Origin of the sequence: Halomicrobium katesii DSM 19301, assembly GCF_000379085.1 — an archaeon.
Taxonomy (GTDB): domain Archaea; phylum Halobacteriota; class Halobacteria; order Halobacteriales; family Haloarculaceae; genus Halomicrobium; species Halomicrobium katesii.
In genome coordinates this window covers 1,646,723-1,671,117 of sequence record NZ_KB905378.1, presented here as the reverse complement: position 1 = coordinate 1,671,117, position 24,395 = coordinate 1,646,723, and the positions used below count along the sequence as shown (strand labels likewise).

The following is a 24,395-nucleotide window of genomic DNA, read 5'->3' as shown; positions in this document are numbered from 1 at the left end:
GGTTCCACGCTTCAGGCCCACCGTTATCGACACCCGTTCGAGCTTTACGATGTATCGGCCTTGTTTAGACGCAGTACAAATCGGCTCTTGCAGCGTATGCTCCGCGAACAGATCGACACGATGAGGCACTCAGGACAGGTTTTAGATCAACCGCAACGGCCCGTGACTCGCCGGTTGAGGAGCGTCTAAACACGGCCCGATGTATCCACTCTAAGTCGACAGCATCAGCATCAAGAATGTCGAGGTCGATTCGATAATTGACAACAGTCTCGTCTCCATCTTTGTGCCGCTTAAGATTTAGACCAGATATGAGACAAAGTCCTTTGAATGTCACATATCCCGGTCGCTCTTTTTGAAACAGTAGTACGGGAGCAGCATTGGATCGCCTATTCTGAGCATAGTTCGTACAGTACTCCTCTTTCACCAGAGCGTTCCCAGGACGTTCTAACGGATCTGGTCCGTCTCCGGCCTTAGAGTCGCCCCAAAAATGTGCAACCCCGTCTTCCATATTTATGATATCGTCCCACGGATCGTGCCGCATAGATTGGCCGTCAGATGAGTAGAAAATGAGAAATTCACGCTCTCCAGTGATTTGGTTTTCAAGCCTTCCGATCCCCATTTGCGGATTGATACCACCATCTAAAGGAGCGTTCAACCACTTGTGGTACTGATTTGTTTCAATCTCTGTTGAGTTGCGGTATTCCTCTCCTACGACATATTGATCGCCGAATGTCCCCATAAGTACGTTGTACTGTCACAGCTGACGTATTGTGATAAAAGTAGCCGAAAGCATCAACAAATTTTATATTTCGGTTGTCGACTGTTCTACTCCCTGATAGCAATGCTATACAGTGTAGTTACCGATGTGGTCATCTCCATAGGACTTCTCACCCCCTCGTAGACGGTTCTGGCAAGGCTGGTTGTCAGGGTCTGGGGGAAGTCTATACCCCGTAGGCAGCACGTACACGCCGGTCAGACGCCCGAACACCATTTGCGGTGGCGGTGCGGGAAGGGGCGCGCGTTCTGCGCGCCCCGCACTTGGTGGCCCTGCCTACAGGCACCGCCGTAGGGGGACCCGGCAACTTGCGCGGACGGCCCGGCCCGCGAGACCGCCGTTTTCGAGGTGAGAAGCACCCGTTCACGGGCGATTCGGTATCTGAACGAGCGAGGCGCTCGGCGAAAAACTGGGTGGAACTCGCCTCGATCGAGGCGGTCACCCCGTCTCGACGGCCCGAACGAACCGGTCGAAGACACACTGGCGTCGGTTCTGTAAGAATGAGTGACGGAAGACAGCGTAAGAAGGTCTGAAACGCGAGAGAAGTAGCTATCCGCACGACCAGCAACCGGCGCGCGAGCCCAGTTTAGCCCGGTGCAGGCTCGCTCAGATCACGGACACGCACGTCGCGGGGCGTCCGATCGCCATAGGTCAGCTCACCGATTAGCTCGTCGACGCTTCCCCATTCATCGAGATACAGCCACTCGGTGCGGGTCGAGGCGTCGCCGTCAGTGTCGTCAGCGTCGCCACCCTCCTCGGTGTCGTCGGGCTCGTCGCGTTCCTCACGGCGTTCTCGACGCTCTTGGGCGCGCTCTGCAAGGTCTTCTTGCGTGTCGTCGGGGTTCGCTTTCGCCAGGATCTCCGTGGCGCGCTTCCAGAGATCCTTGCTCACGAAGGTGACCAGCACCGGATTCCCGCGCCGGGCGACTACGCCGTTCTCGGCCAGCCGGGCAACGTGGTAGCGGATCGTCGAGCGGGCCAGCCCGGTTTCTTGCTCCAAGTGATCGTAGGTCGCACCGTCCGCTCTCGCGACCACCTTCAGAATGTCGTAGACGGCGTCCGTCGACTCTTTCAGTGCCTCTCGGTACACCTCGGTGGCGAGATCCTGATACCGTCGCCGGAGCATCTCACGCCGACCAATGGGACGCTCGAACTCGAACTGTTCGGCGAAGGCCCCGTCGAAGTAGTCGTCTTCGACGTGATCAGCTCGGTCGAGACCACCCCAGTAGGCGTGGGTGGCGACGATCGTCCGAAGGTGGGTCATCACGTCGTCCCAGTCGTCGACGTGGGGGTTCGCGCCCCGATCAACGCCGGCATAGGCGGCCTCGAACTTCGGGTGTCGGTAGTAATCGGACTCCGGACGCTTGTGCCAGTCCTGAGCCTGATAGATCTTCGCGTGAACGCCGTACTCCGTGCCGTCGAAGCCCAGCAGGTCCCAGCGGTCGGACTCGACTGACACCTCGCTCCAGCCTTCTCGATCGCGTTGCTGGCCAGCCTCGATTTCGGAATGTCCACCCCACGCAATCAGGTCCTTCGAGTTCTCCAGGGCCTCGACGACGCGAGGCTTCTTGTCCACGTCGAAGCGGATGTGCGTCTCTGCTTTGGCGATGCGGCGAGACTCGTCGACGCGATCACGCCCGACGTTCAGGGCGTCGCTCCCGTAGACGGCCACGAGGGCGTCATAGGCGCGCTGCTCGACTTCCTCGGCCTCTTCGGCCCACGTGGTCCACATCTGGAGTCGGGTACCCTCGCCGTACGGACATGGCAGTGGGTCCCGCGAGTTCTGATAGACGAGATCACGGTACTGAGGCATGATCTCGACCCGGAGCGAGACCGGGCCGGGTTCGAGCGACAGGCCAGCGTCATCATCATCGACGATCCGCCGGAGCAGTACGTCTTGCTGGTAGTACGGTCGATAGTCGCCGCCGGTCTCGGTGCCGGCCATCCACTTGCTCGACCGGACGACGAAGCCGTACTCGTGGCCGTCGTTCGGCACCCAGTCGAAGCGGTCTTCGACGCCGCGCTCGGCGATGTACGGCTCGACATCGCGGTTCGCGATGTTCGCCCGCCAGTAGTCGACGGCGGTCGCGTACAGGGTCTCACGCTCGTTCGGCGTGGCGTCCTGGTCACTCGGAGAGAGATCAGCCAGCACGTTCTGAATCGCAGCTCCGTGGGCGACGGGCTTCGGCATCGCGGTAGTCTCGTACCCGCTGGCGACATCGTCGAAGCGAATGTGATCGTCGCCGGCCGGGTTCAGCGGATCGGTACTCATTCGCCGCTCCCCCCGTCGGTTGCGACAGCGCCCGTCTGGCCGCTCTCGTCGGCGCTGTGACCGTCCTCGAACAGATGCGGGTACCGCTCCCGAAGCGGCCCGAAAGCTCGTGTCGGGCTGTACGTCCTTCGATCGCTGGCCGCGTCGATATCGTCGCGATCAGGATACGAGCACTCGACGGGCGCGAGATCGCGAGGGCCGTCGCGCTGCTGGAGGCGGTTGGGTCGCTCGCCGATCTCGTCGAGGCGTCGTTCGCGCTGTTCGAGCGCGTTGATGATCCCCTTGCGAGGACCGCCGCCGTCACCCCGACCGAGCGCCCGCTCGACGCCGATCCACGCCCGGATCGCTTCCAGGCTGTCAATGGAGTCGATTCGCGTGCGAACGAGTTGCTCGCGGTCGTTGATGCCGAGTATCTCCCAGTCGAGCCACCGAGCGGGATCTTCACCAACGTCGTCGCGGATCTTAGGGAAGGTCTCGCGGTCGCGATCGTTGGCGCTCTGGTTCGTCGACGGCATTACTGTCCCTCCCGGTACTGCTTTGTCGACTGGCGATTCTCGGCGAGGGGCCGCATCGCCGCCCAGCCGAAGCCGAGAGGAGTGCCTGCCTCAACGTCGTACAGGCGAGACGCTCGGACGAACTCGGTCACGCCGTCTCACCCCCGACGTAGCGCTCGACCTGTCCGACTGCCTCTGACGTGCTGTAGCCCGACAGCAGCAGCCACTGACGAAGCCACAGGACGGCGGTGACGTACCAGCACCACAGCGGCAGCCGGAGCGCGGGCGTCCACGACAGCGGCAGCGCGAACACGTTCAGCTTGATCGCCAGCACGATCTTCGCGAGCTGCAGTGAGTCACCACCCGCGATGAACGCCAGCAGGTACGCCACGACGATCTCCGTTACCGACTGCGAGACCTTGGAGACGAATCGATCGAGGATCGTCTCACTCACGCCTCATCACCCCCCAGTCGTCGACGAGCCCGCCGAAGCAGGTTTCCGACTGTCCCTTTCGACCGGCCAGTCTTGCGGGCGTACTCCCGAACGCCGTAGCCATCCTGCTCGACAGCTTCGTACACCTCTCGCTGGGCGTCGGTGAGGGGGGACAGGTCTTCCTCGTACTCGAACAGATCCGACTGATACCTCACAGCGACTCACCCCCGTCGGCGCGCGCATCCGTGCGCTGGCCTCGATTCCGGTTCGGATGCTCCGCCGGGTCAGCCTTCGAGACGCTCTTCCCGGCTGCACTCCCGGCTGAAAGCCGGGCCATGCAGTCACAGGCTGCACAGCGGTGGGCGATGTCGTCTTCATCGCCGAAGGTCCGCCGGAAATCCCGCGAGACGTGAGTCCCACAATGCTGACAGGTCGTCTTGTCGATCCGGCTCTCGGGGAGTCGGATCACGCGGACCACCCCACACTTAAACGAGGGTGTTTAGACCACTCGTTTTCTACCCGGAATTTGGATTCAGAAGATCCAAGCCGCCAGTAATTTTGATCCGGGAAAACTTGGAGTGGGACCGCCGAGATTCGAACTCAGGTCCTACCGACCCCATCGGCAGAGGATACCACTACCCCACGGTCCCGCACTCGGAACGAGGAGGGTCCACTAATTAAGGGCTACGCTTCGGCGTTGCGTGTGGGAGTCATCGTCTCGGTCGGGCGCGTCGAGTCGCGGCGGGTGTCGCCGCCTACAGAAGCGTTAGACGAGGACGCGTTCGAGTTCGACGGCGACGCCGCTGTCGGCGTCGGGGTCGCCGACCAGTCTGCCCAGACACACCGCCGCGCCGTCGGGTGTCACGCAGCACACGTCGGCACCCTGCTCGGCGTCGGTCTCGATCACGCCGGGTGCGTAGACCGGTGCGCCGTGTGCCACTTCGCGGGCGGCGCTGGGTGCGATGGTCACCGTGGGATAGCCGGCCAGGGCGCGTTCCGCGGGTGCGACGGTCTCGCGGAGCCACGTCTCGTCGTCGTTGTCGGCCCACTCGGCCAGCGCGTCGACGAGGTCTTCCATTGTCACGAGGTCGCGATCGTCGAAGTCGCCGGTCGCGGTGCGTCGGAGTTCGCCCATGTGTGCGCCGGTCCCGAGTGCAAGTCCGATATCGTGACAGAGCTTGCGGACGTACGTTCCAGAGCCACAGCGGACGCGCAGGAGCGCCCGGCGATCGTGGCGTTCGAGGACGTCCAGCGCGTGGATCGTCCGGCTGCGGAGCCGTCGTTTCACGGCACTCTTGCGCGGGGGCTTCTGGTAGATCTCGCCCTCGAACTCGGCGACGATCGAGTCGAAGTCCGGCGGTGCGTGGTCGTGCAGTTCGAGAATCGTGACGTACTCTTTGACTGCGTCGTCGAACACGCGCGCCGCGCGGGCGGCGTCGCCGAGCAAGATCGGGAGACAGCCCGTGACCTTTGGGTCGAGCGTTCCGCCGTGTGCGACGCGTCCGAGCGTCCGGTCGTCGCCGGCCGCGTCGAGCGCGTCGTCGACGGCGTCTCGAACCCAGGCGGCCACCTGGTGAGCGGAGGGGCCGGGTGGCTTGTCGAGGTTGACGACGCCGAAGGTGAGCAGATCGGCGGGCGACCGGTGTTCGGGCGCGTCGCGGACCATCTCAGAACTCGTAGGTGACGCCGGCCGTCGGTGCTTTCCCCTCGTCACCGTCCGGGTCGTAAGCGTCGACGGCGGCGACGATGAGCTCCTGGACGCCGCCTTCGTCCCAGCGAGCGGTGTTGATCGAGAGGTCGTAGATCGATCGGTCGTCGATGTCGATGCCGTAGTACTCCTGGTAGCGCAGCCCTTCGCTCTCGGCGCGGGCCTGCGTCTCGTCTCTGGCTTCGGTGACGGACTTCTCCTCGCGGTCGGCGATACGTTCGGCCCGCACGTCCAGTGGTGCATCGAGCCACAGCTTCAGGTCGGCGTGGTCGCCGGCCATCCAGCCGGCCAGCCGGGATTCGAGGACGAGATCGTCTTCCTCGCGAGCGGTCGAGCGCAGTCGCCGGTCGAGGTCGCGGTCGATCTGGTCGTCGGACTCGGCCTGCTGGTTCAGTTCGACCAGCGAGACGCCGCGTTCCTCGGCCAGCGAGCGAAAGATGTCGCCGCCGCTGACGTGGTCGTATCCGAGCTCCTCGGCGAGGTTCGCGGCGAGTGTGCTCTTGCCGCTACCCGCCGGTCCGGAAACGGTGATCAACATGTATCGACTGGTGAGGGCGCGAATAAAGAGGCTGTCTGTTTCCGGTCGCGTTCGCGGGGTTACCCTGTCGGCGAGGTCTGGACGTTCAGTGCCTTCCGGAGCAGCTGGCTGAACCCGAGCGAGCACAGGAAGTACCAGAGGATCCAGGCCTGGAGCGGCCCGAGGACGCCCTGTTGCCAGTTCGAGACCTCGCCCACCAGCGGAAGCACCATCACGGTCTCTGCGGCCTCGATGTGGCCGTCGCGGATCATCCAGTACATCCAGAGGAAGGCGGGGATCGTCAGCAGCATGATCCACACCATCGGCCGGAACTGGGCTTTGAACATGCCCAGCTGGTCGCCCATCGCCTCCATCTGCTCTTGTTGGATCTCGTCGAGGGCTTCGTCGTCGCCGCGCTCTTTGGCGGCCTCACGGCGGTCCTGCAGATCCTGCATCTTCTCCTGGTACTTCCCCATGACTTCCGAATCCATGAGGTTGTCCTGGAGGAGTGTCGACCAGAGACCGGTCATGATCGCCAGCACGAGGATGACGACGTAGAAGGGCACCAGATCGTTGAGTGGCCCCAGCAGGATATCGATCGTGCCGCCGACGAGTGCGCGCACGTCCTGTTGCATGTAGCCGGCGAACAGGCCCACGGTGACCAGGGCCGCGCCCTTGTCGTAACTGGTCCAGTTGACGCCCTCGTCGTCGTCGCCGTCGCCGCTGGTGGCCGCGGCGGTCTCGACGCTGTCTTCGCCGAGCGCGTCGCGGATTCCGTCGGGGTCGCTGAGGACGAACCCCGCGCCGTCGGCGTCGACCAGCAGCCCCTTCTCGATGAGCCGGCCCCACTGACCGCTCGTGAGATCGTCGCTCACGTCGGCCCAGGAGACGGTTCCCTGCTCCTCGGCGACGGCGAGGACGGTCGCCAGTGCGTCGGTCATGTCCTCGCCCTCGCTGGCGAGCGACTCTACTTTCTGGGCGGTACGTGCCATTCGTGTACTACTCTACAGCGGCGAGCCCTTATCAACGTTTTACTCGACGCGCGCGTCGATGGCGTCCCGAATGTCGGCCCAGACCTCGTCGGGGGTCTGCTCGCCGTCGACGGCGACGAAGGCGTCGTCGCCCTCGTAGTGATCGATGACGGGCAGGGTGTTCTCGTCGAACACGTCCAGTCGGTTGCGCACGGACTCCTCGTTGTCGTCGTCGCGCTGGATCAGGTCGCCGCCACAGTCGTCACAGACGCCGTCTTCCGCGGGCGGACTGAACTCGACGTGGTAGTTCGCGCCACAGTCGTCACACACCCGACGGCCCGTGAGTCGGTCGACCAGTTCCTTGCGAGCGACCGACAGCGAGAGGATCACGTCGAGGTCGGTCATGTCTGCCAGTTCCTCGGCCTGTTCGAGGTTGCGCGGGTAGCCGTCCAGGACGAAGCCGTCGGCCTGACTGAGCGATTCGTCGACGATGGCGTTGACGACTTTGTCGGGGACCAGGTCGCCAGCGTCCATGTACGCGCCAGGCGTGTCGTACTCCGTGTCCATGTCGGAGATGTCCATCTCCTTGTTGCCACGGAGCGCGTCGCCGGTCGTGACGTGCTCGACGCCGTAGGTCTCGGCGATGTTGCTCGATTGCGTGCCCTTGCCCGCACCCGGCGGGCCCAGAATCAGGATTCGTGGTGCTGCCATACCCACCGATTCTTCGGGGTGGAATAAATGATTGTCCAAACCGTTCGACGGCTCGACCGACTGTCGCGTCGGCCATTCGAGCGCCTCTGTGGATCGGTACGGTAACTTCTTGCGTCCCCGGTGGTCGAAAGTACTATCCCCGGCCATGTGTAGGGAGGGATATGAGCACTCCACCGGGGGAGTACTACACGGAGGAACGGTGGCAAAACTGGATCGATCGTCTCGGCGAAGAGGAGATCGATCCGGAAGACGAGGATTCCGCTCGCCTGCTGTTGAATCTGCAGGACGATGCGGCGATCGCCGTCGCCAAGATCATCACCGATCACGACGACGAGTTGATCGATCGGGAGACCGCGCTCGAGGAGATCGCGGACATCCGCTCGATCGTCCTCGAAGAGATCGATCTCGACGACGAGGAGACCGTCATGCTGATCGACGGCGTCCAGACCTCCCTCGTCTGTGTCTTCTACGCCGCCGAGGAGTACATCGCCGAGGGGCCGGCCCAGGAAGGAACCGTCATCGACTACATCGAGGCCGCGGCCGACGCCGAGGCCGAGGAGGACCTCGACGCGGCGCTCGGTTACTGCGTCCAGGCCGGCACGCTGGTCATCGACGGCGAGGAACTCGACGTGGACGCGGCCGCCGAACTCGAATACGGACTGGTCTCGGAGTGGGCCAACGGACTCGATAGCCTCCAGACGGCAATGAGCGACCCCGAGGTCGTCGAAGAGGACGAGGAAGACGGCGAATAGTCGTTATCGTTTGGATCATAGCTGCGGACAGCTTTTTTATCGGGTACTGACAAGGACGGGCAATGGGACTCCGGGACGACGACCGCGCCCAGTCGGTCCAGATCGGAGCGGTGTTGCTGTTCGCGATGCTCGTCGTCGCGTTTTCGAGCTATCAGGCGTTCGTCGTCCCGAACCAGAACCACGCGGTCGAGTTCAACCACAACCAAGACGTCCGCGACCAGATGCAGGATCTGCGCAACGAACTGGTCTCGATCCACGGCGAGACGGCGACCAGATCGGTGACGCTGACACTCGGGACCCGCTATCCCGCCAGACTCGTCGCCGTCAACCCCGGTCCCGCCTCGGGGACGATTCGCACCAGCGAAACCGCGGAGTCCGGGGCGAATCTGACGATCGCGAACGCCACCGCCAGCGGTGAGACCGGCGACTTCTGGAACGGCACCGATCGGCGCTACGACACCGGCTTCCTCGTCTACCAGCCCAGCTACAACGTCTACGGACAGGCCCCGGAGACGGCCTACGAGAACACGGTCCTGTCGAATCGCTTCGCGGACGAGAGTCTGGCGGCAACCGGCCAGACGATGATCGACGGCAAGCGGATCAGCCTCGTAGCGATCAACGGCTCTCTGAGCCGGACCCAGGCCGGTTCCACGAGCCTGGACCTCGAACCGGTGAGTACGTCGACGACGACGGTGGAGGTGTCTAACGACTCCTCGAACGTGACACTCTCCGTGGCGACGCAGCTGTCCGAGTCCGAGTGGGACGCGCTCCTGGCGGACCAACGCGACGAGAACGGCGGTCACGTCCTCGACCACGAGGTCGAGACGATCTCCGGCGCTCGGTACGATCGTCTGTGGATCACGCTCGAACCGGACGTCTCCTACCGGCTCCGCATGACGAAAGTCGGGGTCGGGAGTCAGGTCACTCCGGAAGACGAGGCGTATCTGACCGACGTTGCGGGCAACGCGACGCGACTCGACAGCGGCGACACGACCGAGGTAACCGTCGAGCTGCGGGACGCGTACAACAACCCCGTGACGGACGGCCAGATCAACGCGTCGGCGGAGGGCGGGGAGCTCTCCCCCGACCAGGCAGCGCCGGACGAAAACGGACAGGCGACGTTCACCTACGACAGCAGCGGCGTCGCCGGTGGCCAGTGGATCGATCTGAAGTTCAGCGCCGACACCGACTCCGAGACTGCGTTCGACGGGACGGCACCGCGAAACGTCACGATGCAGGTCTACGTCCAGAGCGAAGCGGCAGGTTCAGCACCAGCCGGCAGCGGTGCGTACAACGTCACGTGGCTGGACCCGTCCGATCAAATAGGGATCGACTGTCCGAACGGAGTGAACGATCCCTGTACGCTGGACTTCTCTCAGACTACTGAGGCGACGCTGTCGATGGCGACAGACCCGATTGTCGACGGCGGAGCAGTACAGTACGCGACAAACGATACGCAGGTCGGTACGGTGTCTACTTCGGGAACGACGAATGCCGACGGGGAAAACTCGACTACGTTGACACCGGTGAACAACGGAGGGGTGACCGTATACACGTCGAGTGGCGGGGGAGGCGACCGTCTGATCTTGGAGATTATCAATAGGGGAACCCTCGTGTACAACGACGACGCTGTGACCAACGACGGCGAGGACCCGGACAGCGTCGCTGGCGGGGTGAACTTCTCTGTCACGAACCGTTTCGGCGAGAGCGTCACGATCACCGATGTCAGGATAGCGCCGGCGAACAGCGCTATTACGGCCCTCAGCGACGGCGGGACGCCGAACGGCGAACCCGTGACGAGTGAGGTGTACGTCGCTGCGGACCTGGCCGATGCCCACGTCGATTACAATGATGGGACCGCCCTCCCGCGAACTGTCGATCTGGACGCCGACGGATTCAGCAACGACGGGAACGCACAACTCTCGGACGGCGCAACGGCGACGTTCTACCTCTACGAGTTCACCGACGAGTTCTCATCGGTCGACATGAGCGGCGAGGACGTGGAGATCACGGTCACCTACCAGCCAGCGAGCGGCGGAACCGAGACGAAGACGTTTACCATCACGCCAACCGACAAGGGTGGCGGAGGCGGTGGCGGCAGTTCCGCGCCGTCGGCGACTATAACGAGCGCGACTTACAGCGCCGGGACCTCGCCGCCGACCGACCGGTACGACGTCACCGTCGACGTCTCAGACGCGGACGGCGACCTCGACCGCGTCGAGTACGAACTCACCGATTCGTCGGGCACGGTTGTCGACACGGTGACGGACAACGGTGTGAGCGGATCCAGCGACATCTCGGCCGAGCGACTAGTCGCACAGACCAACGAGCGCGATAGCTCGTATACCATCACGGTGACCGTCTACGACTCCGCATCACCGCCCAATACGGGAAGCGACCAGGCCGTCGTCTCGGGTAGCGGTTGACAGACCAATCGGTGTCTCCCCGAGTTACGACGTGAACCGGTTGACCAGCGACAGTCGTCGGTCCAGACGACAGATCGTACTGACGACGGCGGATCTGGCGTGTCGGCGACCGTCGGTCGGCTTGATCTTGCGGGCTGAGTGTACGATGTTCGACGATCGTCGAATAGGTAGTCGACAGTCTCTTATACGGCGGTGGTAACTCTCACAGTATGACAACCGTCGGTATCGACGCGATCGAGATTCGGACGGGCAAGCTGCAACTGGACCTCGCGGAGACGTTTGCGCCGGCCCAGGACGAGGATCCCGGCAAGTACACGAAGGGGCTCGGTCTCCACGTCTCTTCGTTCCCCGACGTGTACGAGGACATCGTGACGATGGCGGCCAACGCGGCACACCGGCTCATGGAGCGCAAGGGGCTGACGCCCGACGACATCGGCCGGATCGACGTGGCGACGGAGTCGGCCTTCGACAACTCCAAGCCGGTCTCGACGTACGTCGCCGGCTGTCTCGAACAGGTGTACGACGACGACTTCCACCACGCTAACAAGGGCGAGCGGAAGTTCGCCTGCATCGCCGGGACCCAGAGCCTCGACGACGCGTACAACTGGATCCGCGCGGGCCGCAACCGCGGCCGCAAGGCGCTCGTGATCGCGACCGACACCGCGCTGTACGCCCGCGACGACCCCGGCGAGGCGACCCAGGGTGCCGGCGCGGTCGCGATGATCGTCGACGAGGATCCCGACTTCGTCGAGCTGTCGACCGACCAGGGATTCGGGAGCGCCGACGAGACGGACTTCCTGAAGCCAAACCAGCAGTTCCCCTCCGTCGACGGCAAGCGTTCGATGAAAGTGTATCTCGCACGCATGCGCGAGGCGATGGAGGACCTCGAACGCGCCGGGGTCGAACTCCACCCCGACGACTTCGCGCTGATCCCGTTTCACACGCCGTTCCCGGGCATGGTCCGCAAGGCCGCTGCTCTGGGCTATCGCCACGTCTGTCGTGACACGGACGTCGAGCTCACACTGGCCGAGGAAATCGGGCGTCAGCCCCGCCGCGAGGAGTTCAAGACACAGGAGCAGTTCTTCGACGCCATCGAGGAGTACACGGACGCACTCACCGAGACGGAACGCTACGAGGACTGGTACGCCGACACGATCGAACCGACCCTCGAAATCGCCCGCGAGGTGGGCAACTGGTACACCGGCTCCGTCCACGTCGCCCGCGTTGCCGGCCTCAAGCACGCACTGGAACACGACCGAGACCTGACCGGGGCTCAGCTCCTCGTGGCCTCCTACGGCTCGGGCGCACAGGCCGAGATCCACGCTGAGACGGTCGCCGACGGCTGGAAAGCGGAAATCGAGGCGCTCAACGTCGACGACCAACTCGACCGCCGCTACGACATCTCCTTTGCGGAGTACGAGCGCATCCACGACGTACACAACCACGACACCGACGACTACGCCGACGTGGAGGAACTCACCACGCCGAGCGAGGAGTTCGTCTTCGACGGCTGGGGTCGGATGGGCGAACGGAAGTATCGCTACGTGCGGTAGCACGGATCGAGAGCGAAGCGAGCGATCCGCTTTTTTGCCCACGTTTTTGCGCGAGTGGTGCGGGACCTCCGGTCCCGCAGACAATGCGAACGGGCGCTTTTCGCCCGTGAGCAGATGGTGGCGAACGGAGTGAGCTACCCGAAGCGGAAGAAGGTGGGTAGCGGGACGGATGGGCGAGCGGAAGTATCGCTACGTGCGGTAGTACAGAACCACCACCGATTATTGTCCGCCGGCTGAAGAGGGGCAGTGATGCCCTCCACTCGACGACGGTTGCTCGCGTCTGCGGGAGTCGCACTCGCCGGCGCTGTCGGCGGTTCCGTTGCCGGCGCACAGTCCGAATCGTCCCCCGAACCGGTCTCGTGGCCGATGGCCCGCTACGACGCGGCCGGCACGGCCCACCACCCGTCCGCGACGGGGCCGCGCGGCGAGGTCGAGGTCGCCTGGAGCCACGAGTCGACGGCGTGGTTTCAGGGGACGACGACCCCGATCAGCGCCGGTGGCCGGCTCTACGCGGCCGGGGGCGGCCTGCTCGCGCTGGACCCGGAAGACGGCGAGCGGGCGTTCGGAGCCTCGGGACCTTACCAGTCGAGTCCCGCCCGCGCCCCGGCTGGCCGCTACGAGACGGCGACGCTGGCCGTGACCACGCCGACGGACGTCTTCGGCCTGAACGAGGGCGGCGGGATCGGCGTGCCCCTGACGGACGAGCGTCTGGGTGTCGATCGGTGGCGCGGGCCGGGTTCGAAGCCCGGCTTCTTCGGTCCCCCGGAACCGCCGTCGCCGGTCGTCGCTGACGAGACGATCTACACCCCAGTTCCGGCCGGGGACTCGCTCGTCGCGCTGGGCTCCGGGAGCGGCAGCGTCCGCTGGCGGGCGACGTTCGACGACGAGGCGTCGAGTTCGTCGTTCCAGCGCCCGGCCGTCCGGGACGGGCTCGTCTTCGCGACGGCCTGGCCCGGACAGGTGTCGGCCTATCGCGCCGAGAGCGGAGCCCGGGAGTGGCACCGAAAACTCGACGAACAGATGATCAGCGCGCCGGTCGCGACCGCGTCTGGCGTGGTCGTTCAGACTCGCGAGGACGTTCGGCTGCTGGATCTTGCTGACGGCACAACACTGTGGCGCGCGGAGTTCGACGCGAACGTCACCGATAGCGTCCCGGCGGTCGCCGACGGGACCGTCTTCGCGGTCGACGAGCTGGGGTCGATGCACGCGCTGGACCTCGCGAGCGGCGAGGTACTGTGGTCGACGCCGTTCGACGGCAAGACGGCTCCCGTCGTGGCCGACGGCGTCGTGTACGCGGTCAGGTCGGGGTTCGAGCTGGTCGGAATCGACGCCACGAGCGGCGACCGACTGTTCGCCTACCGCCCCTCGCAGGTCCCGCTGTCCGCGCCGATCGTCGGCGACGGACGGCTGTACGCCGCCAACCGAAAGCGCGTGATCGCACTGGAGGAGACGGCATGACGACGGCATCAGACGGCGGGACGGTCGGCGATGACGGTGCCGTCGACGAGCGGTCGTCACCGCAGCCGACGGCGAGCGTGCTGCGGGCCGCCCTGACGGAGCTCCAGCGGGATCCCCGGCTGCTGGCTCCGTTCGCCGTCGCCGGCCTTCTGGTAGCACTCGTCGACTGGCTCCGGCAGCGAGACCCGATCTCGGTCGTGACGCCCCACTGGATGGACCAGACCGTCAGCCTCCAGTACTCGGTGTTTCCGCGTGGGACCGCCCGCACGAGCAGATCCGTCGGTGCGCTCGTCGATCTGGAACTGCCGTCTCTCCTCGGTGCGGTCGCGCTCGAAGCGGTCGTCCCGCTGGCAGTGGGTACGGCCGGCTGGCTGACGATGACGCGGGTGCTCGACCGGGACAGCGGCCGCGCGTCGCTGGGTCGCTACCTCGCGGTTTTGGCTTCTTTGACGGTACCACTCCGGCTGTTTGCGCCCGTCCAGTTTTCCCCGGATAGCGTCCCGCTGATACTGCTGTCGCTGGTCGTCCTCTCGCTCGTGCTGGTCTCGCTGTTCGCGCTGCCCGGCTACCTCGCTGCCGGCTACGGTGTCCTGCGCGCGCTGGGAGCGAGCGCTGCGACGGCACGAGGACGGCGACTGCAACTGTTCGGACTCGTGCTCACGTTCGGTCTCGCCGCCTGGGGGATGGCGCGGGTCCCCGTCGCTGGCGGGTTCCTCAGTACGGCGCTCGTGGCACCGGTTCAGGCCGTCTCGATCGCCGTCCTGGTTCGGGGGTCTGATACGGACGGTTGTCGGCGTTTACCCAGTCGACCGCGCGACGGCGTGCGGTCGATCTGGTAAAGACCTACAACCTTCCGTATGAATCGGTTTCAGGGGCGTGAACCTGCCGAGAACAGTCGATGCAGGCGGTCACGGTAAGAGCCAGTCGAGGCTGGACGCACAGGTGTAGCTCCCGCCGGTGCCGTCCGATTCGAGCCTGAGTTCGTGCTCCTGCTGGCGCTCCGTGCAGGTGCGGATGTCGGTGTGGACGTGGCGCTGGTCGTCGCCGAGATCCTCGACGACGTAGATCGTGACGTTGCCCGGCGTCCAGGCCTCGACCGTCGTCGTCACGTTCTCGCCCGGCTCGACGGTGTGGCGCTGGCTGGGGACGCCGTCGTCTGCTATCGTCACGTTCCGGAACTCGCCGGGCCAGTAGAGCTGTTCGAGCGTCGCGAGTCGGCGGTCGCCGTCGTCGGTCGTAACGGCGAAGTTCAGCTCCATTACCGACTCGCTTTCCGAGACCGTGTAGGCGGTCACGCGGTGGGGGGTGTCTGCCTGGTTCTCGATCGTCAGCTCGGGCGGGGCGTCGATCACCCCTCCGGCGGCGACGGAGAGTCCACTCAGGACGAGCAATCCGACGAGGAGGACGGTCGTCGTTCGGGGGGCCATGGTGTCGGCGACGAAGGGGGAACTAACGGTTCTTTCGCTCCCGGCGCAACCGACTTTGCCGCCGGTGCCCAGTGAGCCACCGTGTACGACTACCACGCCCACACCAACTACTCGGACGGTCGGTACATGTTCCACATGGCCCGAGCCGCCGAGGCGGCCGGACTTGCGGGGATCGGCTTCACCGATCACTGTACCGTCACCGAGCGCGACTTCCGCCGCGAGGAGCGGGCCCGGTACGGGTTCGCCCTCGACGAGACCTACGAGCGCCGACGAACGGGGATCGAGTCGCTGCGCGCCGAGGCCGATGTGGCGATCTACGACGGCGTCGAGATGGACTACCACCCCAGCGACGAGGACGCGATCGCCGACTTCCTGGCCGAGGCCGACTTCGACTACGCGATCGGGAGCGTCCACGAACTCGACGGCGCGAACGTACAGGTCCCCTCGAACTACGCCGGCCGCTCCGAGGCGGCACTCGACCGCCTCGTCGACGAGTACTTCGACCGTCTCGTCGAGCTGATCGAGTCCGAACTGTTCGACGTGGCCGCCCACCCCGACCTGATCGAGCGGACGCCGCCCCTGGCTGGCCGCGCGACCGAGGCGCAGTATCGCCGCATGGCGTCGGCCTTCACCGACTCGCGGACGATCCCCGAGATCAACGCCGGGCGCGCGCTGACCGATCTCGATCTCGTCCACCCGACGGCACCGTTCCGGTCGGTGCTGGCCGAGTACGACGTGTCCGTCACCGTCGGCTCCGACTCACACACTTCCGAGGAGATCGAGGCGCGAGCGCCCTTCCTGCGGTCGTTCTTCGAGGGGTCCGAACTCGATCTCGTCGCGCCGCCCGCGCTCCAGTAGCGCCTACCGGAGTTCCCGCAGCCCCGCCAGCATCTCGTCCATCTCGGCGTCCGCGACGGCGAGCGAGAAGCCGTCGATGCGGGCGAGATCGACCGCGTGGTCCCAGAGGCCGTCCGATTCGAGTCCGTGCAGGACGACCGCGTTGGGCGTCGGCGTCACGACTCGCAGCGCGACCAGCGGTGACTCGCCGCGAGTCACGTCGGTAAACACCAGCGCCCGGTTGGTCGACTGCCCGTAGAGCTGGTAGAACTCGTCCGAAGAGAGCCGCGTGATCGCGGCGATGGAGTTGATGACGGTGTGGCCGGCGACGGTGTCGGCGTCCCCGCTGACCAGCTCGGTGGCGTCGATGGCGTCGTAAAAGTCCGCCAGCGGGACGTTGGCCGCGTACTCGCCCAGATCGAGGACCACGTCCGAGTCGAAGCCAGCAGAGAGGACGCGAGCGTGCTGGCGGATGTGTTCGCCGCCGCGTCGCTCGTCGATGTCCAGCAGCGCCGAGACGACCCGCCTGACCACGCCGATGCCGGGGTTGTCGCGCCGACCGCTCTCGTAGTCGGAGACGACAGAGGGCGACACGTCGAGCGCGTCGGCCAGTCCCGTCTGGCTCACCTCGAAGTCCGTGCGCCACTTGCGGACGGTCTCGCCGGGCGCGTCGCTGAGCGCGATCTCGCCCGCCATCTTCTCAGCCAGTTCCGCCCGCGGTCCCCGAACCATACCACACCGTCTACACGGAGACGGTCAAAAGCGTACCGGAGCCGCCGTCACCGACCGCTGCTCGCGAGGGTGACCCCAATCGCCCCACCGATCGAGCCGAACACGAGCGGGTAGACCAGTCCGGCGAGCCCGATCGCCGGCACCAGCGTCGGCCCGCCAGACGAGCCGTCGACGGTGAGGGTGAAGAGGAACACGCCGAGGATCGCCAGCGGGAGGTAGCCTGCCGTGACCGCGCCGCCGGTCCGCAACGCGTCACCGATGTCCGTCGCGTCGACCATCCGGGCTCCGAAGAGGCCGGCCGCGATCAACAGCGCCGGCGGGAGCACGTACAGCACGGGCGACACGCGTCCCCCTGTGCGATGTAGTTGAGGACCTCCGTGCCCCCGATAAACGGGATGTCGATGTCGATCGTCGTCGTCGCGCCGTGGGCGTTGTAGAACACCCAGCCGACGAGCTTCCAGGCGACGCCGCCGTCGCCCACCGCCTCGACGATCTGATTCAGGCTCGACTCCTCGACAGCGGACCCGCTCAGGACGTACGTGAAAATGTACCCCAGCACGTACGCCCCGATCCCGCTTCCGGCTGCCGGTCCCAGCTCGCGAACAGTTTCTTTCATGCCGTTCGCCCTGCGAGCAGCCACGATATAGGTCTTTGGGGGCGGTCGCGGGGCAAACACTGATGCCGGCGACGGCGAAAGCGACCGTATGGCAACGAGCGCGTCGCTGACCGAGCCGTCGGTCCTCGCGCACACGAAGCGCGAGCTGTTTCCCGGCGACGATCCGGACGGCTACGTCGTCGCGGACACGCAGTTCGCACAGGAGCGGTGGGTCGATCGTCGCCCGATCGCCGAGGAGACGAAGGCTGCACTCGCGCCGTTCAACCACGTCCGGGTCGGCACCGGCTACCCGGATCTCGTCGGCGTCGGACCGCTGGACGACGACCTGCTCGCGGTCGACCGACAGGGCGAGCGGCCGCCGCTGGTGGTCGTCGAGGCCAAGGGCTACTCTGGCGGGACGGTCGACGGCGAGCGCGCCGTCGTCCAGGCACACGACCGGCTCGACGAGGCCAACGTCGCCTTCGTCTCGGCTCCGCTGGCGTCGATCCGAGACGGCGAACGCACGCTGGCGCGCGAGCTGAACGTCGGCGTCCTCGGCGTCACCGAGAGCGGTCGTGTCGAAGTGCTCGAACGACCCAGAGTCGTCGGGAACCGGACCGACGGCGAGGCCGGCGCGATCCGGTTCCAGGCTGGTGCCCAGGGCGTCGCCGAGAAGAGCTTCGGGCTGAACCATCCCAAGAACTACCTCGCCTACCCGCTGGCGGTCGCACACGACGGCGAGACCGAACGGCTCGTCGCCGACCACGTCGTCGGCGCGGTCGACGCGGCTCGCCAGGGCGCGGCCTTCCTCGGGCTGGTCGACGCCCAGCCCCGGCCGACGCTGACGCCGCTGGGTCGGGAGGTCGTCCGGTTCGGACTCGAAGAGTTCGGGACGCTCGAAGCGGCAGTGGTCGACTTCGAGTCCTATCGCCGCTCGCGAAAGCGGTTCGTCGACGTCGCCCCGCGCTGGGGACAGGTCGCTCGCCGCGTCGTCTACGCCTATCCGGCGACGACGCTGCTCGTCGAGGAGCTCCAGCAGATGCACGACGACGGCATCGACGCCCCCTCGCTGGTCGAACTGGTCGAGTGGCTCCACGCTCACCACCCGACGTTCACCGTCGAGCTGTTCTTCCGGGGCGACGAGACGGTCCGCGAGCGCGTCCTGAACGAGGGCGGCGATCTCAGGTCAGACGCTCTCGCGGAGGGGACGGTCTATCACTCGCCGACGGTCTTTCAGCTCAAAGCGATGCTGTACCACGCCGGTCTGCTCACCGACCGCGGGGCCGAGCCGTCGAAGCTCGATCCAGAGTGGGACACGTGGGCGCTGTGTCACCCGGTCTGATCGCCGGTCGGGAACGTCGTCACCGTCTCGATGCCGTCGGGCGAGAGGCGGACCCGCTGGTTCGGTGCCACATCGTCGAAGGTCCGTTCGGTCCCGTCGGGCCAGGTGACCGTGATCGTCACGTTGCCCTCGCCCGCGAGGCCGACGTGGCCGACCTGACTCTCCTGTGAGAGGTAGTCCGTCTCCGAGTACTGGACGATCCGCTGGGTGCTGTCCTCGCCGCTCACGGTCACGGTCGCGCCCAGTGCCGTCCCCCCGGTCTCGTCGACGGCCCGGAACTGCAGTCGATCCGTGTCGCTGGTGACCGTGTTCTCGTAGACGGCGAATCGGTCGCCGTAGGCGGCCGAGATCACGTCCTGATCGCCGTCGTTGTCGAAGTCGAGCGCGACCAGGCCACGCCCGTCGGTCTCGGGGAGCCCCCGCTCGTCGGCTGCGAGGTTCTCGAAGCCCCCGTCGGTCCGCTCCCAGAGCATGGGGAAGGTGTAGCGTGGATCGTCGGGGTTCAGCCGGAACACGTTCTGGGTCGCGTGCATGAGGTCGCGGTCCCCGTCGTTGTCGAAGTCCGTCGCCGTCGCGGCCCATCCCCAGCCACCCGTCTGGACGCCCAGGGACTCGGCTCGATCCTCGAACGTGCCGTTGCCCTGATTGACCATCACGGTGTTGCCCTTCGTCCGGCCCGAGTGGAAGGCGAACGTCGACATCCGTTCGAGCAGCTCGTAGCGTTCCTCGGACATGTTGTCCCGGGAGATGGGCAATTCGATGTTCGTGACGAACACGTCCCGACGCCGGTCACCGCTCAGGTCGGCGACCTCGACGGACATCCCGTTGCGTGCGGTCGGCCCCTCCAGCCGGCGCTGGCTGAAGGTACCGTCGCCCTCGTTGACGTAGAGCACGTCGGTGTTGAAGTCGTTAGCCACGTAGATGTCCGGTCGGCCGTCGTCAGTCAGGTCCGTTGCAGTGGCGGCCAGACTCCAGCGGTCGCCCTCGATGCCGGCGTCCTCGACGCGCTCGAACTCGCCGCCGACGTTGCGATAGAGGTAGTTGGGGTAGCCGTTGTCTGACGCGAGCGTCTCGTTCAGTGCGCTCTTGCCGGCCGGGGTCTTTTCGAGCCAGTCACCGGACTGGTAGAGGAACAGGTCGACGCGGCCGTCGCCGTCGAAGTCGGCTGGCGCGGCTCCCAGGGGATGTGTGACGTTCCCCAGGCCCATGTCGTCCGGTTCGAACGATCCCTCGTCGTTGTGGAGCGCGACGACGCCACCGCCCCGGGGCAACAACAGGAGGTCCTTCCAGCCGTCGTCGTCGTAGTCGACGAACGTGGCGCTCTTGAACTGCCGGTCGTACTCCGGTAACGCGCCCGAGCGACTGAACTCGCCGCCGGTGTTCTCGAACAGCACCGGCCGCTCGCCGCCGACCGCCAGCACGTCGTCCCAGCCGTCGTTGTCCACGTCGGCGACGTAGACGCCCGCGTTGCCGTTGCCGGCACCGCCCGCCACGTCGTCGCTGTAGTTCAGCCCCACCTCTCCGGTCACGTCCTCGAAGCCGATCTCGCCGCCGGTGTCGCCGCCGCCCCCCATCTCGGCGATCGAAGTGCAGCCGGCGGTCACGGTCAGGAGTGCGACGACGGTGACCGCCAGCGTCCGTCGGTCGATCATAGTGTCGGGAGCGCGCGGTCCTCGCGCGCGGGCACGACGAGGGCCGTCCGTCCCTTCGTTTCGAGGTAGTCGACGATCCCGTGTTCGTCGTCGTCGACGTCGAAGTCGTACTCCTCGGGCTCCATCGCCCGTCGGGTGGTGACGAAGTCCTCGATGTCCCGCTGGATCGAGGTGAAGTTGAAGTCGACCGGTTCGGGGGCGTCCGTCGCGACCCCCTCCGAGCGCCGCAGGATCAGCGGATCGAACGAGTCGTCACGGATGCTCGCCAGCTTCTGTGAGTGGCCGACGCGGGCGTGTCGGTCGGCGTCCTCGGTCATCCGATCGACGTCCGTCTCGGTGATCGAGCTCTCGCTGCCGAGCTTGTCGGCGGTCTCGCCGATCTCTTCGGGGTCGTGAGCGGGACAGAACATCTTCTCGGTGCGGTCTTCCAGGTCGCCGCTGTCGTACCACCGATCGAGGTCGATGTGCAACCGACCGACTGCCGCCGTCGTCCCACCGGCGAACGGTCCGGTATCGATCGTCACTGCCGCTTCGCTGGGCTGGGAGTCTTTGAAGCCAGAGCGAAATCCCATCGAGAGGGGCGCGTCGTCTGGCACGTCGTCCTGTTCGACCTCGTCGGCGACCAGCCCCTGTCCCACGACGCCGGTGCGGCGCGTCGTCCGTTCGAAGATCCCGGACAGCGTCGCGTCGAACGCGACGCCGTTGAGCCCGTCGATCTCGCCCCACAGCGCCTCCTCGGCACCGATCGTCAGCGAGCCCAGATCGCTCGTCAGGAAGAGGACCGCGTCGAACTCGTCCGCGTGTTCGGGGTCCTCCCCGACCGATTCGAGGAGCGATTCGGGCGACGCGAGCTGCTCGACCGAGCTTCCGAGCCGATCGAAGTATCGGCTCGTGTAGCCAAGCATCGTCAGCAGGCCGTCGTTGATCGCCGCCGACGGGTCACCGCCGGTTCCCCACCTGACGGCCGCTTCGAGCGTCGAGAGGGCCTCTTCGACTTGCTCGCGCTCTGCGGTCGTCGGCGGCACCGAGCCGACGTAGGAGAGTCCCAGGATGACCTGATGCTGGGGTAGCGACGTGTTTCCGTGTGCGCCGTGGACGAGATACTCGTTCCACTCGTGTTGTCCGTCGGGCAGCGACGCCGTGTCGGTGCCAGACGGGAAGCGACCGCCGCCCGTGTCGGTCTCTCCGCCCTCGTCCAGTTCCCGGTCCATGCACGCGGCGAGTGCGGCCGTCCCACCGATCGCAACCGCCGATCGGACGAAATCGCGGCGAGAGATCCCTCGCAAACGGTCGGATGACATTGACTGGCATTACCTTCACACCCTGATAATTCTTTCGCGAAGACGCTGGCATTTCGGTGTCGCGGAGTGAAACGAACCGATTTTCGCCACGCAGATGTCCTCGATGCCAACCGCCGGTGACCGGTGCCGCCCGAGCGGACGGACAGTCGCATCTGGGACGACGTACCGAGCGGGGTCCCGTGTCGTCCGTCGGGTCGGTTTCGGCGAGGCGACAGATTCTAACGGCGAACTGATCCAAAATCATATATGTAATGGTTTGCCAACCATAGGCCATGACAACGGACGAGCGTGGTGGCTGCGGTTCGCGGGCGACGCGGCGGCGTGTACTCGAATCTCTGGGTGGGACCGGAGCGGTGGCGCTGGCCGGCTGTCTCGGATCTGACGGGGCGGCGACAGAAACCAGCACCGACGACTCGGTGACGATCGGACTGTCCTCGCCCGAGTCCGGTCGCTACTCGCCGATCGGCGATCACGAGCGCCGAGGGTTCGAACTCGCGGTCACCCATCTCAACGAGGGCGGGGGACTGGTCGGTGGCGATGGGTTCGCCAGTCTCTCAGGGAACGGCGTGCTCGGACGGACCGTCGAGACCGCCATCGCCGACACGGAAGGCGACGCCTCGACGGCCGAAACGAACCTCCAGCAGCGACTCGGCGACGACGAGCTGGCCATGTTCACTGGCGGTGTCGCGGGCAGCGTCGTCACGACACACCGGGATCTGGCGGACGAACACGAGACGCCGTACTTCGTCGGCACGTCGACGCTGAACCAGCTCACGGGCGAGCACTGCTCGCCACACGTCTACCGCGAGCTGTTCAACTCCCGCACGCTGGCCCGCGCTCTCGTCCCGGAAGTCGTCTCCGACATCGACGGTGCCCAGTTCTTCTTCCAGGTCACCACCGACACGATCGAAGGACGCGACCTCAAGCGGAGCATCAACCGCTACGCGACCGCGAGCGACCTCGACTTGCGGCCCATCGGTACCGCGACGGTCCGATCGGGCTCGACCGACTTCGAGCGCCCGCTCTCGGAAGCGTCGAGCAACAGCGTCGACATCGTCTTCCTCGATCTGTTCGGTCTCGACGCCGTCAACGCGATCCAGCAAGCCAAAGAGATCCTCCCAGCGGACGCAGTCATCGTCGTCCCGTTGCTCACCCAGTCGGTCTCGGATTCGCTGGGCGAGCGGGTCGAGGGAGTCTACGGCACCGTCGGCTGGCACGAGAACCTCGATACGCCGCTGTCGAGCAAGTTCGGCGACGCCTACCAGAACGAGTACTCGGGAACGATGAGCACCACGGCGCTCGTCCCACCGGGCCCGGCCCAGAACACGTACGGACAGGTCCTGTTGTGGGCCAGCGCGGCCGAGTCCGCCGGCACGTTCGACGCGGACGCGGTCCGGTCCGAACTCGAAGGAGTCGAGTACGCACTCGGTGCGGGTTCAGAGACGATGCGGGCCTGCGACCACCAGGCGATGCGAGCCGTCCCGGTCGTTCGTGGCAGTACCGAGACGGACTCGGTCGGAAACTACTTCGAGCTGTTGAACGGGCGGCGAAACGTGGAACCCGGCTGTGACGAACCGCCCGCGTCGGCGTGTGAGCTGTAAGCACGCACTCTCACTCCGGATCCGCCCACACGTCGCCGTCAGGACACGACTCGATCTCCGTCTCACCGGGAGTGTAGCGCCGAGAGCGTCCCACCTCATACTGCCGGCTGTCCGTCTGTACAGCATTTCGCGACCCGTGGTCGCGAACGTCTCGAAACAGTGATAGCCGGCAGTATCAGTCGCGTCCGGTCAGTTCGAAGAACAGCGATTCGAAGTCGTCGACGTTCTCGGAGAGGTCGTCGACCTCGTCGGCCAGTCGCTCGACGCGAGCGGTGATTTCCGCGTACGCTTCGCTCTCCGCTCGGGCCCTCGGATTCATCTCGGACTCCAGTGTCGCCTGCTTCGAAAGGGCCGCGAAGTACGCTTGCAGGTGGTCGTCGTACGCATCGCGGCGCATCATCGCTTCGACCGTCTCTCGGAGATCAGCACCCGTGACGGGCTTCGTGAGATAGTCGTCGAAGGGCATGTCGACGATGTCGGCGTCGGGATCGACGGCCGTGACCATCACGACGCGACAGTCGAGCCCACGCTCCTGGACCCGTCGCAGCACCTCGTCCCCGGAGCGACCTGGCATCTGTCTGTCCAGGAGGGCGATGTCGACCGACTCGTCGGCGTATTCCAGTGCCTGGTCACCGTCGTACGCGACGCTGGTGTCGTACTCCTCGCCGAGCCACATGGCGTACAGGTCCGCAACGTCGCGTTCGTCGTCGACGACGAGAATCTCGGGTGTCTCGGCGTCCGTCTTCAGTTGCACGCCAGATGCCTCCGTCCGTTCGTCGTCCCCCCGCCACATACTGTCCCTCAATTTCGCCATACCACAGATAAATCTATCTGCCAG

At 65.6% G+C, this 24,395-nt stretch carries 26 protein-coding genes and 1 tRNA gene; 8 read left to right on the top strand and 19 right to left on the bottom strand.

The window, feature by feature from the left end; genetic code table 11:
* Positions 1 to 64 precede the first annotated feature (64 nt).
* From HALKA_RS22360 to HALKA_RS0108845, 12 genes are all read right to left on the bottom strand, one after another.
* Positions 65 to 739, bottom strand: coding sequence for a hypothetical protein (locus tag HALKA_RS22360; protein ID WP_169333101.1), 675 nt, complete (start codon positions 737 to 739; stop codon positions 65 to 67).
* A 622-nt stretch (positions 740 to 1,361) separates the two neighbouring features.
* Positions 1,362 to 3,047: a MarR family transcriptional regulator gene (locus HALKA_RS0108890; protein WP_018257647.1), complete on the bottom strand. Its 1,686-nt coding sequence runs from the start codon at positions 3,045 to 3,047 to the stop codon at positions 1,362 to 1,364.
* Positions 3,044 to 3,562: a DUF8129 domain-containing protein gene (locus HALKA_RS19945; RefSeq protein ID WP_018257646.1), complete on the bottom strand. Its 519-nt coding sequence runs from the start codon at positions 3,560 to 3,562 to the stop codon at positions 3,044 to 3,046. The genes HALKA_RS0108890 and HALKA_RS19945 overlap by 4 nt, the downstream gene beginning before the upstream one ends.
* Positions 3,562 to 3,693, bottom strand: coding sequence for a hypothetical protein (locus tag HALKA_RS22115; RefSeq protein WP_018257645.1), 132 nt, complete (start codon positions 3,691 to 3,693; stop codon positions 3,562 to 3,564). The genes HALKA_RS19945 and HALKA_RS22115 overlap by 1 nt, the downstream gene beginning before the upstream one ends.
* Positions 3,690 to 3,995, bottom strand: a complete 306-nt coding sequence (locus tag HALKA_RS0108880; RefSeq protein ID WP_018257644.1) for a hypothetical protein — start codon at positions 3,993 to 3,995, stop codon at positions 3,690 to 3,692. The genes HALKA_RS22115 and HALKA_RS0108880 overlap by 4 nt, the downstream gene beginning before the upstream one ends.
* Complete coding sequence (locus tag HALKA_RS0108875) at positions 3,992 to 4,189, bottom strand: sigma factor-like helix-turn-helix DNA-binding protein (protein ID WP_018257643.1); 198 nt, start codon at positions 4,187 to 4,189, stop codon at positions 3,992 to 3,994. Before HALKA_RS0108875 ends, HALKA_RS0108880 begins: the two co-directional genes overlap by 4 nt.
* Positions 4,186 to 4,443, bottom strand: a complete 258-nt coding sequence (locus HALKA_RS22455) for a DUF7563 family protein (protein WP_169333100.1) — start codon at positions 4,441 to 4,443, stop codon at positions 4,186 to 4,188. The genes HALKA_RS0108875 and HALKA_RS22455 overlap by 4 nt, the downstream gene beginning before the upstream one ends.
* A gap of 110 nt (positions 4,444 to 4,553) precedes the next feature.
* Positions 4,554 to 4,624: transfer RNA gene (locus HALKA_RS0108865), tRNA-Pro, on the bottom strand.
* A 116-nt stretch (positions 4,625 to 4,740) separates the two neighbouring features.
* Complete coding sequence (locus HALKA_RS0108860; protein ID WP_018257641.1) at positions 4,741 to 5,640, bottom strand: RNA-guided pseudouridylation complex pseudouridine synthase subunit Cbf5; 900 nt, start codon at positions 5,638 to 5,640, stop codon at positions 4,741 to 4,743.
* Between the two features lies 1 nt (position 5,641).
* Complete coding sequence (gene cmk / locus HALKA_RS0108855) at positions 5,642 to 6,220, bottom strand: (d)CMP kinase (RefSeq protein WP_018257640.1); 579 nt, start codon at positions 6,218 to 6,220, stop codon at positions 5,642 to 5,644.
* A 59-nt stretch (positions 6,221 to 6,279) separates the two neighbouring features.
* A complete protein-coding gene (locus HALKA_RS0108850) occupies positions 6,280 to 7,191 on the bottom strand; it encodes a DUF106 domain-containing protein (protein ID WP_018257639.1) in 912 nt (303 codons plus the stop codon).
* 39 nt (positions 7,192 to 7,230) lie between these two features.
* On the bottom strand, positions 7,231 to 7,881 hold the full coding sequence (locus tag HALKA_RS0108845; protein ID WP_018257638.1) for an adenylate kinase: 651 nt from the start codon (positions 7,879 to 7,881) through the stop codon (positions 7,231 to 7,233).
* Positions 7,882 to 8,042: 161 nt separating this feature from the next.
* On the opposite strand from HALKA_RS0108845, the gene HALKA_RS0108840 reads away from it, so the two are divergent.
* From HALKA_RS0108840 to HALKA_RS0108820, 5 genes are all read left to right on the top strand, one after another.
* Entirely contained in the window at positions 8,043 to 8,633 is a 591-nt protein-coding gene (locus tag HALKA_RS0108840) for a DUF2150 family protein (protein WP_018257637.1), read from the top strand.
* Between the two features lie 62 nt (positions 8,634 to 8,695).
* Positions 8,696 to 11,059, top strand: coding sequence for an Ig-like domain-containing protein (locus HALKA_RS0108835; protein WP_018257636.1), 2,364 nt, complete (start codon positions 8,696 to 8,698; stop codon positions 11,057 to 11,059).
* 209 nt (positions 11,060 to 11,268) lie between these two features.
* Complete coding sequence (hmgB, locus tag HALKA_RS0108830) at positions 11,269 to 12,612, top strand: hydroxymethylglutaryl-CoA synthase (RefSeq protein ID WP_018257635.1); 1,344 nt, start codon at positions 11,269 to 11,271, stop codon at positions 12,610 to 12,612.
* A gap of 249 nt (positions 12,613 to 12,861) precedes the next feature.
* Positions 12,862 to 14,070, top strand: coding sequence for a PQQ-binding-like beta-propeller repeat protein (locus HALKA_RS0108825; RefSeq protein WP_018257634.1), 1,209 nt, complete (start codon positions 12,862 to 12,864; stop codon positions 14,068 to 14,070).
* On the top strand, positions 14,067 to 14,909 hold the full coding sequence (locus HALKA_RS0108820; protein WP_018257633.1) for a hypothetical protein: 843 nt from the start codon (positions 14,067 to 14,069) through the stop codon (positions 14,907 to 14,909). Before HALKA_RS0108825 ends, HALKA_RS0108820 begins: the two co-directional genes overlap by 4 nt.
* A gap of 69 nt (positions 14,910 to 14,978) precedes the next feature.
* Here the strand turns inward: HALKA_RS0108820 and HALKA_RS0108815 are convergent, their stop codons facing one another.
* Positions 14,979 to 15,497 (bottom strand): hypothetical protein, encoded by a 519-nt coding sequence (locus HALKA_RS0108815; RefSeq protein ID WP_018257632.1) that lies wholly within the window; start codon positions 15,495 to 15,497, stop codon positions 14,979 to 14,981.
* An 81-nt stretch (positions 15,498 to 15,578) separates the two neighbouring features.
* On the opposite strand from HALKA_RS0108815, the gene HALKA_RS0108810 reads away from it, so the two are divergent.
* On the top strand, positions 15,579 to 16,355 hold the full coding sequence (locus HALKA_RS0108810; protein ID WP_018257631.1) for a PHP domain-containing protein: 777 nt from the start codon (positions 15,579 to 15,581) through the stop codon (positions 16,353 to 16,355).
* 3 nt (positions 16,356 to 16,358) lie between these two features.
* Here HALKA_RS0108810 and HALKA_RS0108805 read toward each other — a convergent pair whose 3' ends face one another.
* Genes HALKA_RS0108805 through HALKA_RS21905 form a run of 3 tightly spaced genes read right to left on the bottom strand, consistent with a single transcriptional unit; the run spans position 16,359 to position 17,682 of the window.
* Positions 16,359 to 17,066 carry a helix-turn-helix domain-containing protein gene (locus HALKA_RS0108805; RefSeq protein ID WP_018257630.1) on the bottom strand — a complete coding sequence of 236 codons (708 nt, stop codon included), beginning with the start codon at positions 17,064 to 17,066 and terminating at the stop codon, positions 16,359 to 16,361.
* 47 nt (positions 17,067 to 17,113) lie between these two features.
* The gene (locus tag HALKA_RS21910) at positions 17,114 to 17,401 is read right to left on the bottom strand and encodes a DUF7978 family protein (protein ID WP_245545371.1); all 288 of its coding nucleotides are present in this window, start codon (positions 17,399 to 17,401) and stop codon (positions 17,114 to 17,116) included.
* Complete coding sequence (locus HALKA_RS21905) at positions 17,371 to 17,682, bottom strand: DUF7978 family protein (protein ID WP_245545370.1); 312 nt, start codon at positions 17,680 to 17,682, stop codon at positions 17,371 to 17,373. Before HALKA_RS21905 ends, HALKA_RS21910 begins: the two co-directional genes overlap by 31 nt.
* Before the next feature lie 88 nt (positions 17,683 to 17,770).
* Between HALKA_RS21905 and HALKA_RS0108795 the strand changes: the two genes are divergently transcribed.
* Entirely contained in the window at positions 17,771 to 19,003 is a 1,233-nt protein-coding gene (locus HALKA_RS0108795; protein WP_018257629.1) for a hypothetical protein, read from the top strand.
* Here the strand turns inward: HALKA_RS0108795 and HALKA_RS0108790 are convergent.
* Complete coding sequence (locus HALKA_RS0108790) at positions 18,991 to 20,655, bottom strand: CRTAC1 family protein (RefSeq protein ID WP_018257628.1); 1,665 nt, start codon at positions 20,653 to 20,655, stop codon at positions 18,991 to 18,993. The two genes, HALKA_RS0108795 and HALKA_RS0108790, sit on opposite strands and share 13 nt — an antisense overlap.
* Positions 20,652 to 21,956 (bottom strand): DUF7405 family protein, encoded by a 1,305-nt coding sequence (locus HALKA_RS0108785; protein ID WP_026190237.1) that lies wholly within the window; start codon positions 21,954 to 21,956, stop codon positions 20,652 to 20,654. The genes HALKA_RS0108790 and HALKA_RS0108785 overlap by 4 nt, the downstream gene beginning before the upstream one ends.
* 272 nt (positions 21,957 to 22,228) lie before the next feature.
* Here HALKA_RS0108785 and HALKA_RS0108780 point away from each other — a divergent pair, with 272 nt between their 5' ends.
* Complete coding sequence (locus tag HALKA_RS0108780) at positions 22,229 to 23,557, top strand: substrate-binding protein (protein WP_018257626.1); 1,329 nt, start codon at positions 22,229 to 22,231, stop codon at positions 23,555 to 23,557.
* A 175-nt stretch (positions 23,558 to 23,732) separates the two neighbouring features.
* On the opposite strand, the gene HALKA_RS0108775 is transcribed toward HALKA_RS0108780, so the two are convergent.
* Positions 23,733 to 24,350 (bottom strand): HalX domain-containing protein, encoded by a 618-nt coding sequence (locus HALKA_RS0108775; protein ID WP_018257625.1) that lies wholly within the window; start codon positions 24,348 to 24,350, stop codon positions 23,733 to 23,735.
* Positions 24,351 to 24,395 lie beyond the last annotated feature (45 nt).

What these genes read in the sequence shown, in the direction of transcription:
- HALKA_RS22360 (WP_169333101.1), bottom strand. Translation starts at nt 739, where the DNA reads ATGGGGACATTCGGCGATCAATATGTCGTAGGAGAGGAATACCGCAAC.
- HALKA_RS0108890 (WP_018257647.1), bottom strand. Translation starts at nt 3,047, where the DNA reads ATGAGTACCGATCCGCTGAACCCGGCCGGCGACGATCACATTCGCTTC.
- HALKA_RS19945 (WP_018257646.1), bottom strand. Translation starts at nt 3,562, where the DNA reads ATGCCGTCGACGAACCAGAGCGCCAACGATCGCGACCGCGAGACCTTC.
- HALKA_RS0108860 (WP_018257641.1), bottom strand. Translation starts at nt 5,640, where the DNA reads ATGGTCCGCGACGCGCCCGAACACCGGTCGCCCGCCGATCTGCTCACC.
- cmk (WP_018257640.1), bottom strand. Translation starts at nt 6,220, where the DNA reads ATGTTGATCACCGTTTCCGGACCGGCGGGTAGCGGCAAGAGCACACTC.
- HALKA_RS0108850 (WP_018257639.1), bottom strand. Translation starts at nt 7,191, where the DNA reads ATGGCACGTACCGCCCAGAAAGTAGAGTCGCTCGCCAGCGAGGGCGAG.
- HALKA_RS0108845 (WP_018257638.1), bottom strand. Translation starts at nt 7,881, where the DNA reads ATGGCAGCACCACGAATCCTGATTCTGGGCCCGCCGGGTGCGGGCAAG.
- HALKA_RS0108840 (WP_018257637.1), top strand. Translation starts at nt 8,043, where the DNA reads ATGAGCACTCCACCGGGGGAGTACTACACGGAGGAACGGTGGCAAAAC.
- HALKA_RS0108835 (WP_018257636.1), top strand. Translation starts at nt 8,696, where the DNA reads ATGGGACTCCGGGACGACGACCGCGCCCAGTCGGTCCAGATCGGAGCG.
- hmgB (WP_018257635.1), top strand. Translation starts at nt 11,269, where the DNA reads ATGACAACCGTCGGTATCGACGCGATCGAGATTCGGACGGGCAAGCTG.
- HALKA_RS0108825 (WP_018257634.1), top strand. Translation starts at nt 12,862, where the DNA reads ATGCCCTCCACTCGACGACGGTTGCTCGCGTCTGCGGGAGTCGCACTC.
- HALKA_RS0108820 (WP_018257633.1), top strand. Translation starts at nt 14,067, where the DNA reads ATGACGACGGCATCAGACGGCGGGACGGTCGGCGATGACGGTGCCGTC.
- HALKA_RS0108815 (WP_018257632.1), bottom strand. Translation starts at nt 15,497, where the DNA reads ATGGCCCCCCGAACGACGACCGTCCTCCTCGTCGGATTGCTCGTCCTG.
- HALKA_RS0108805 (WP_018257630.1), bottom strand. Translation starts at nt 17,066, where the DNA reads ATGGTTCGGGGACCGCGGGCGGAACTGGCTGAGAAGATGGCGGGCGAG.
- HALKA_RS21905 (WP_245545370.1), bottom strand. Translation starts at nt 17,682, where the DNA reads ATGAAAGAAACTGTTCGCGAGCTGGGACCGGCAGCCGGAAGCGGGATC.
- HALKA_RS0108795 (WP_018257629.1), top strand. Translation starts at nt 17,771, where the DNA reads ATGGCAACGAGCGCGTCGCTGACCGAGCCGTCGGTCCTCGCGCACACG.
- HALKA_RS0108790 (WP_018257628.1), bottom strand. Translation starts at nt 20,655, where the DNA reads ATGATCGACCGACGGACGCTGGCGGTCACCGTCGTCGCACTCCTGACC.
- HALKA_RS0108785 (WP_026190237.1), bottom strand. Translation starts at nt 21,956, where the DNA reads ATGTCATCCGACCGTTTGCGAGGGATCTCTCGCCGCGATTTCGTCCGA.
- HALKA_RS0108780 (WP_018257626.1), top strand. Translation starts at nt 22,229, where the DNA reads ATGACAACGGACGAGCGTGGTGGCTGCGGTTCGCGGGCGACGCGGCGG.
- HALKA_RS0108775 (WP_018257625.1), bottom strand. Translation starts at nt 24,350, where the DNA reads ATGTGGCGGGGGGACGACGAACGGACGGAGGCATCTGGCGTGCAACTG.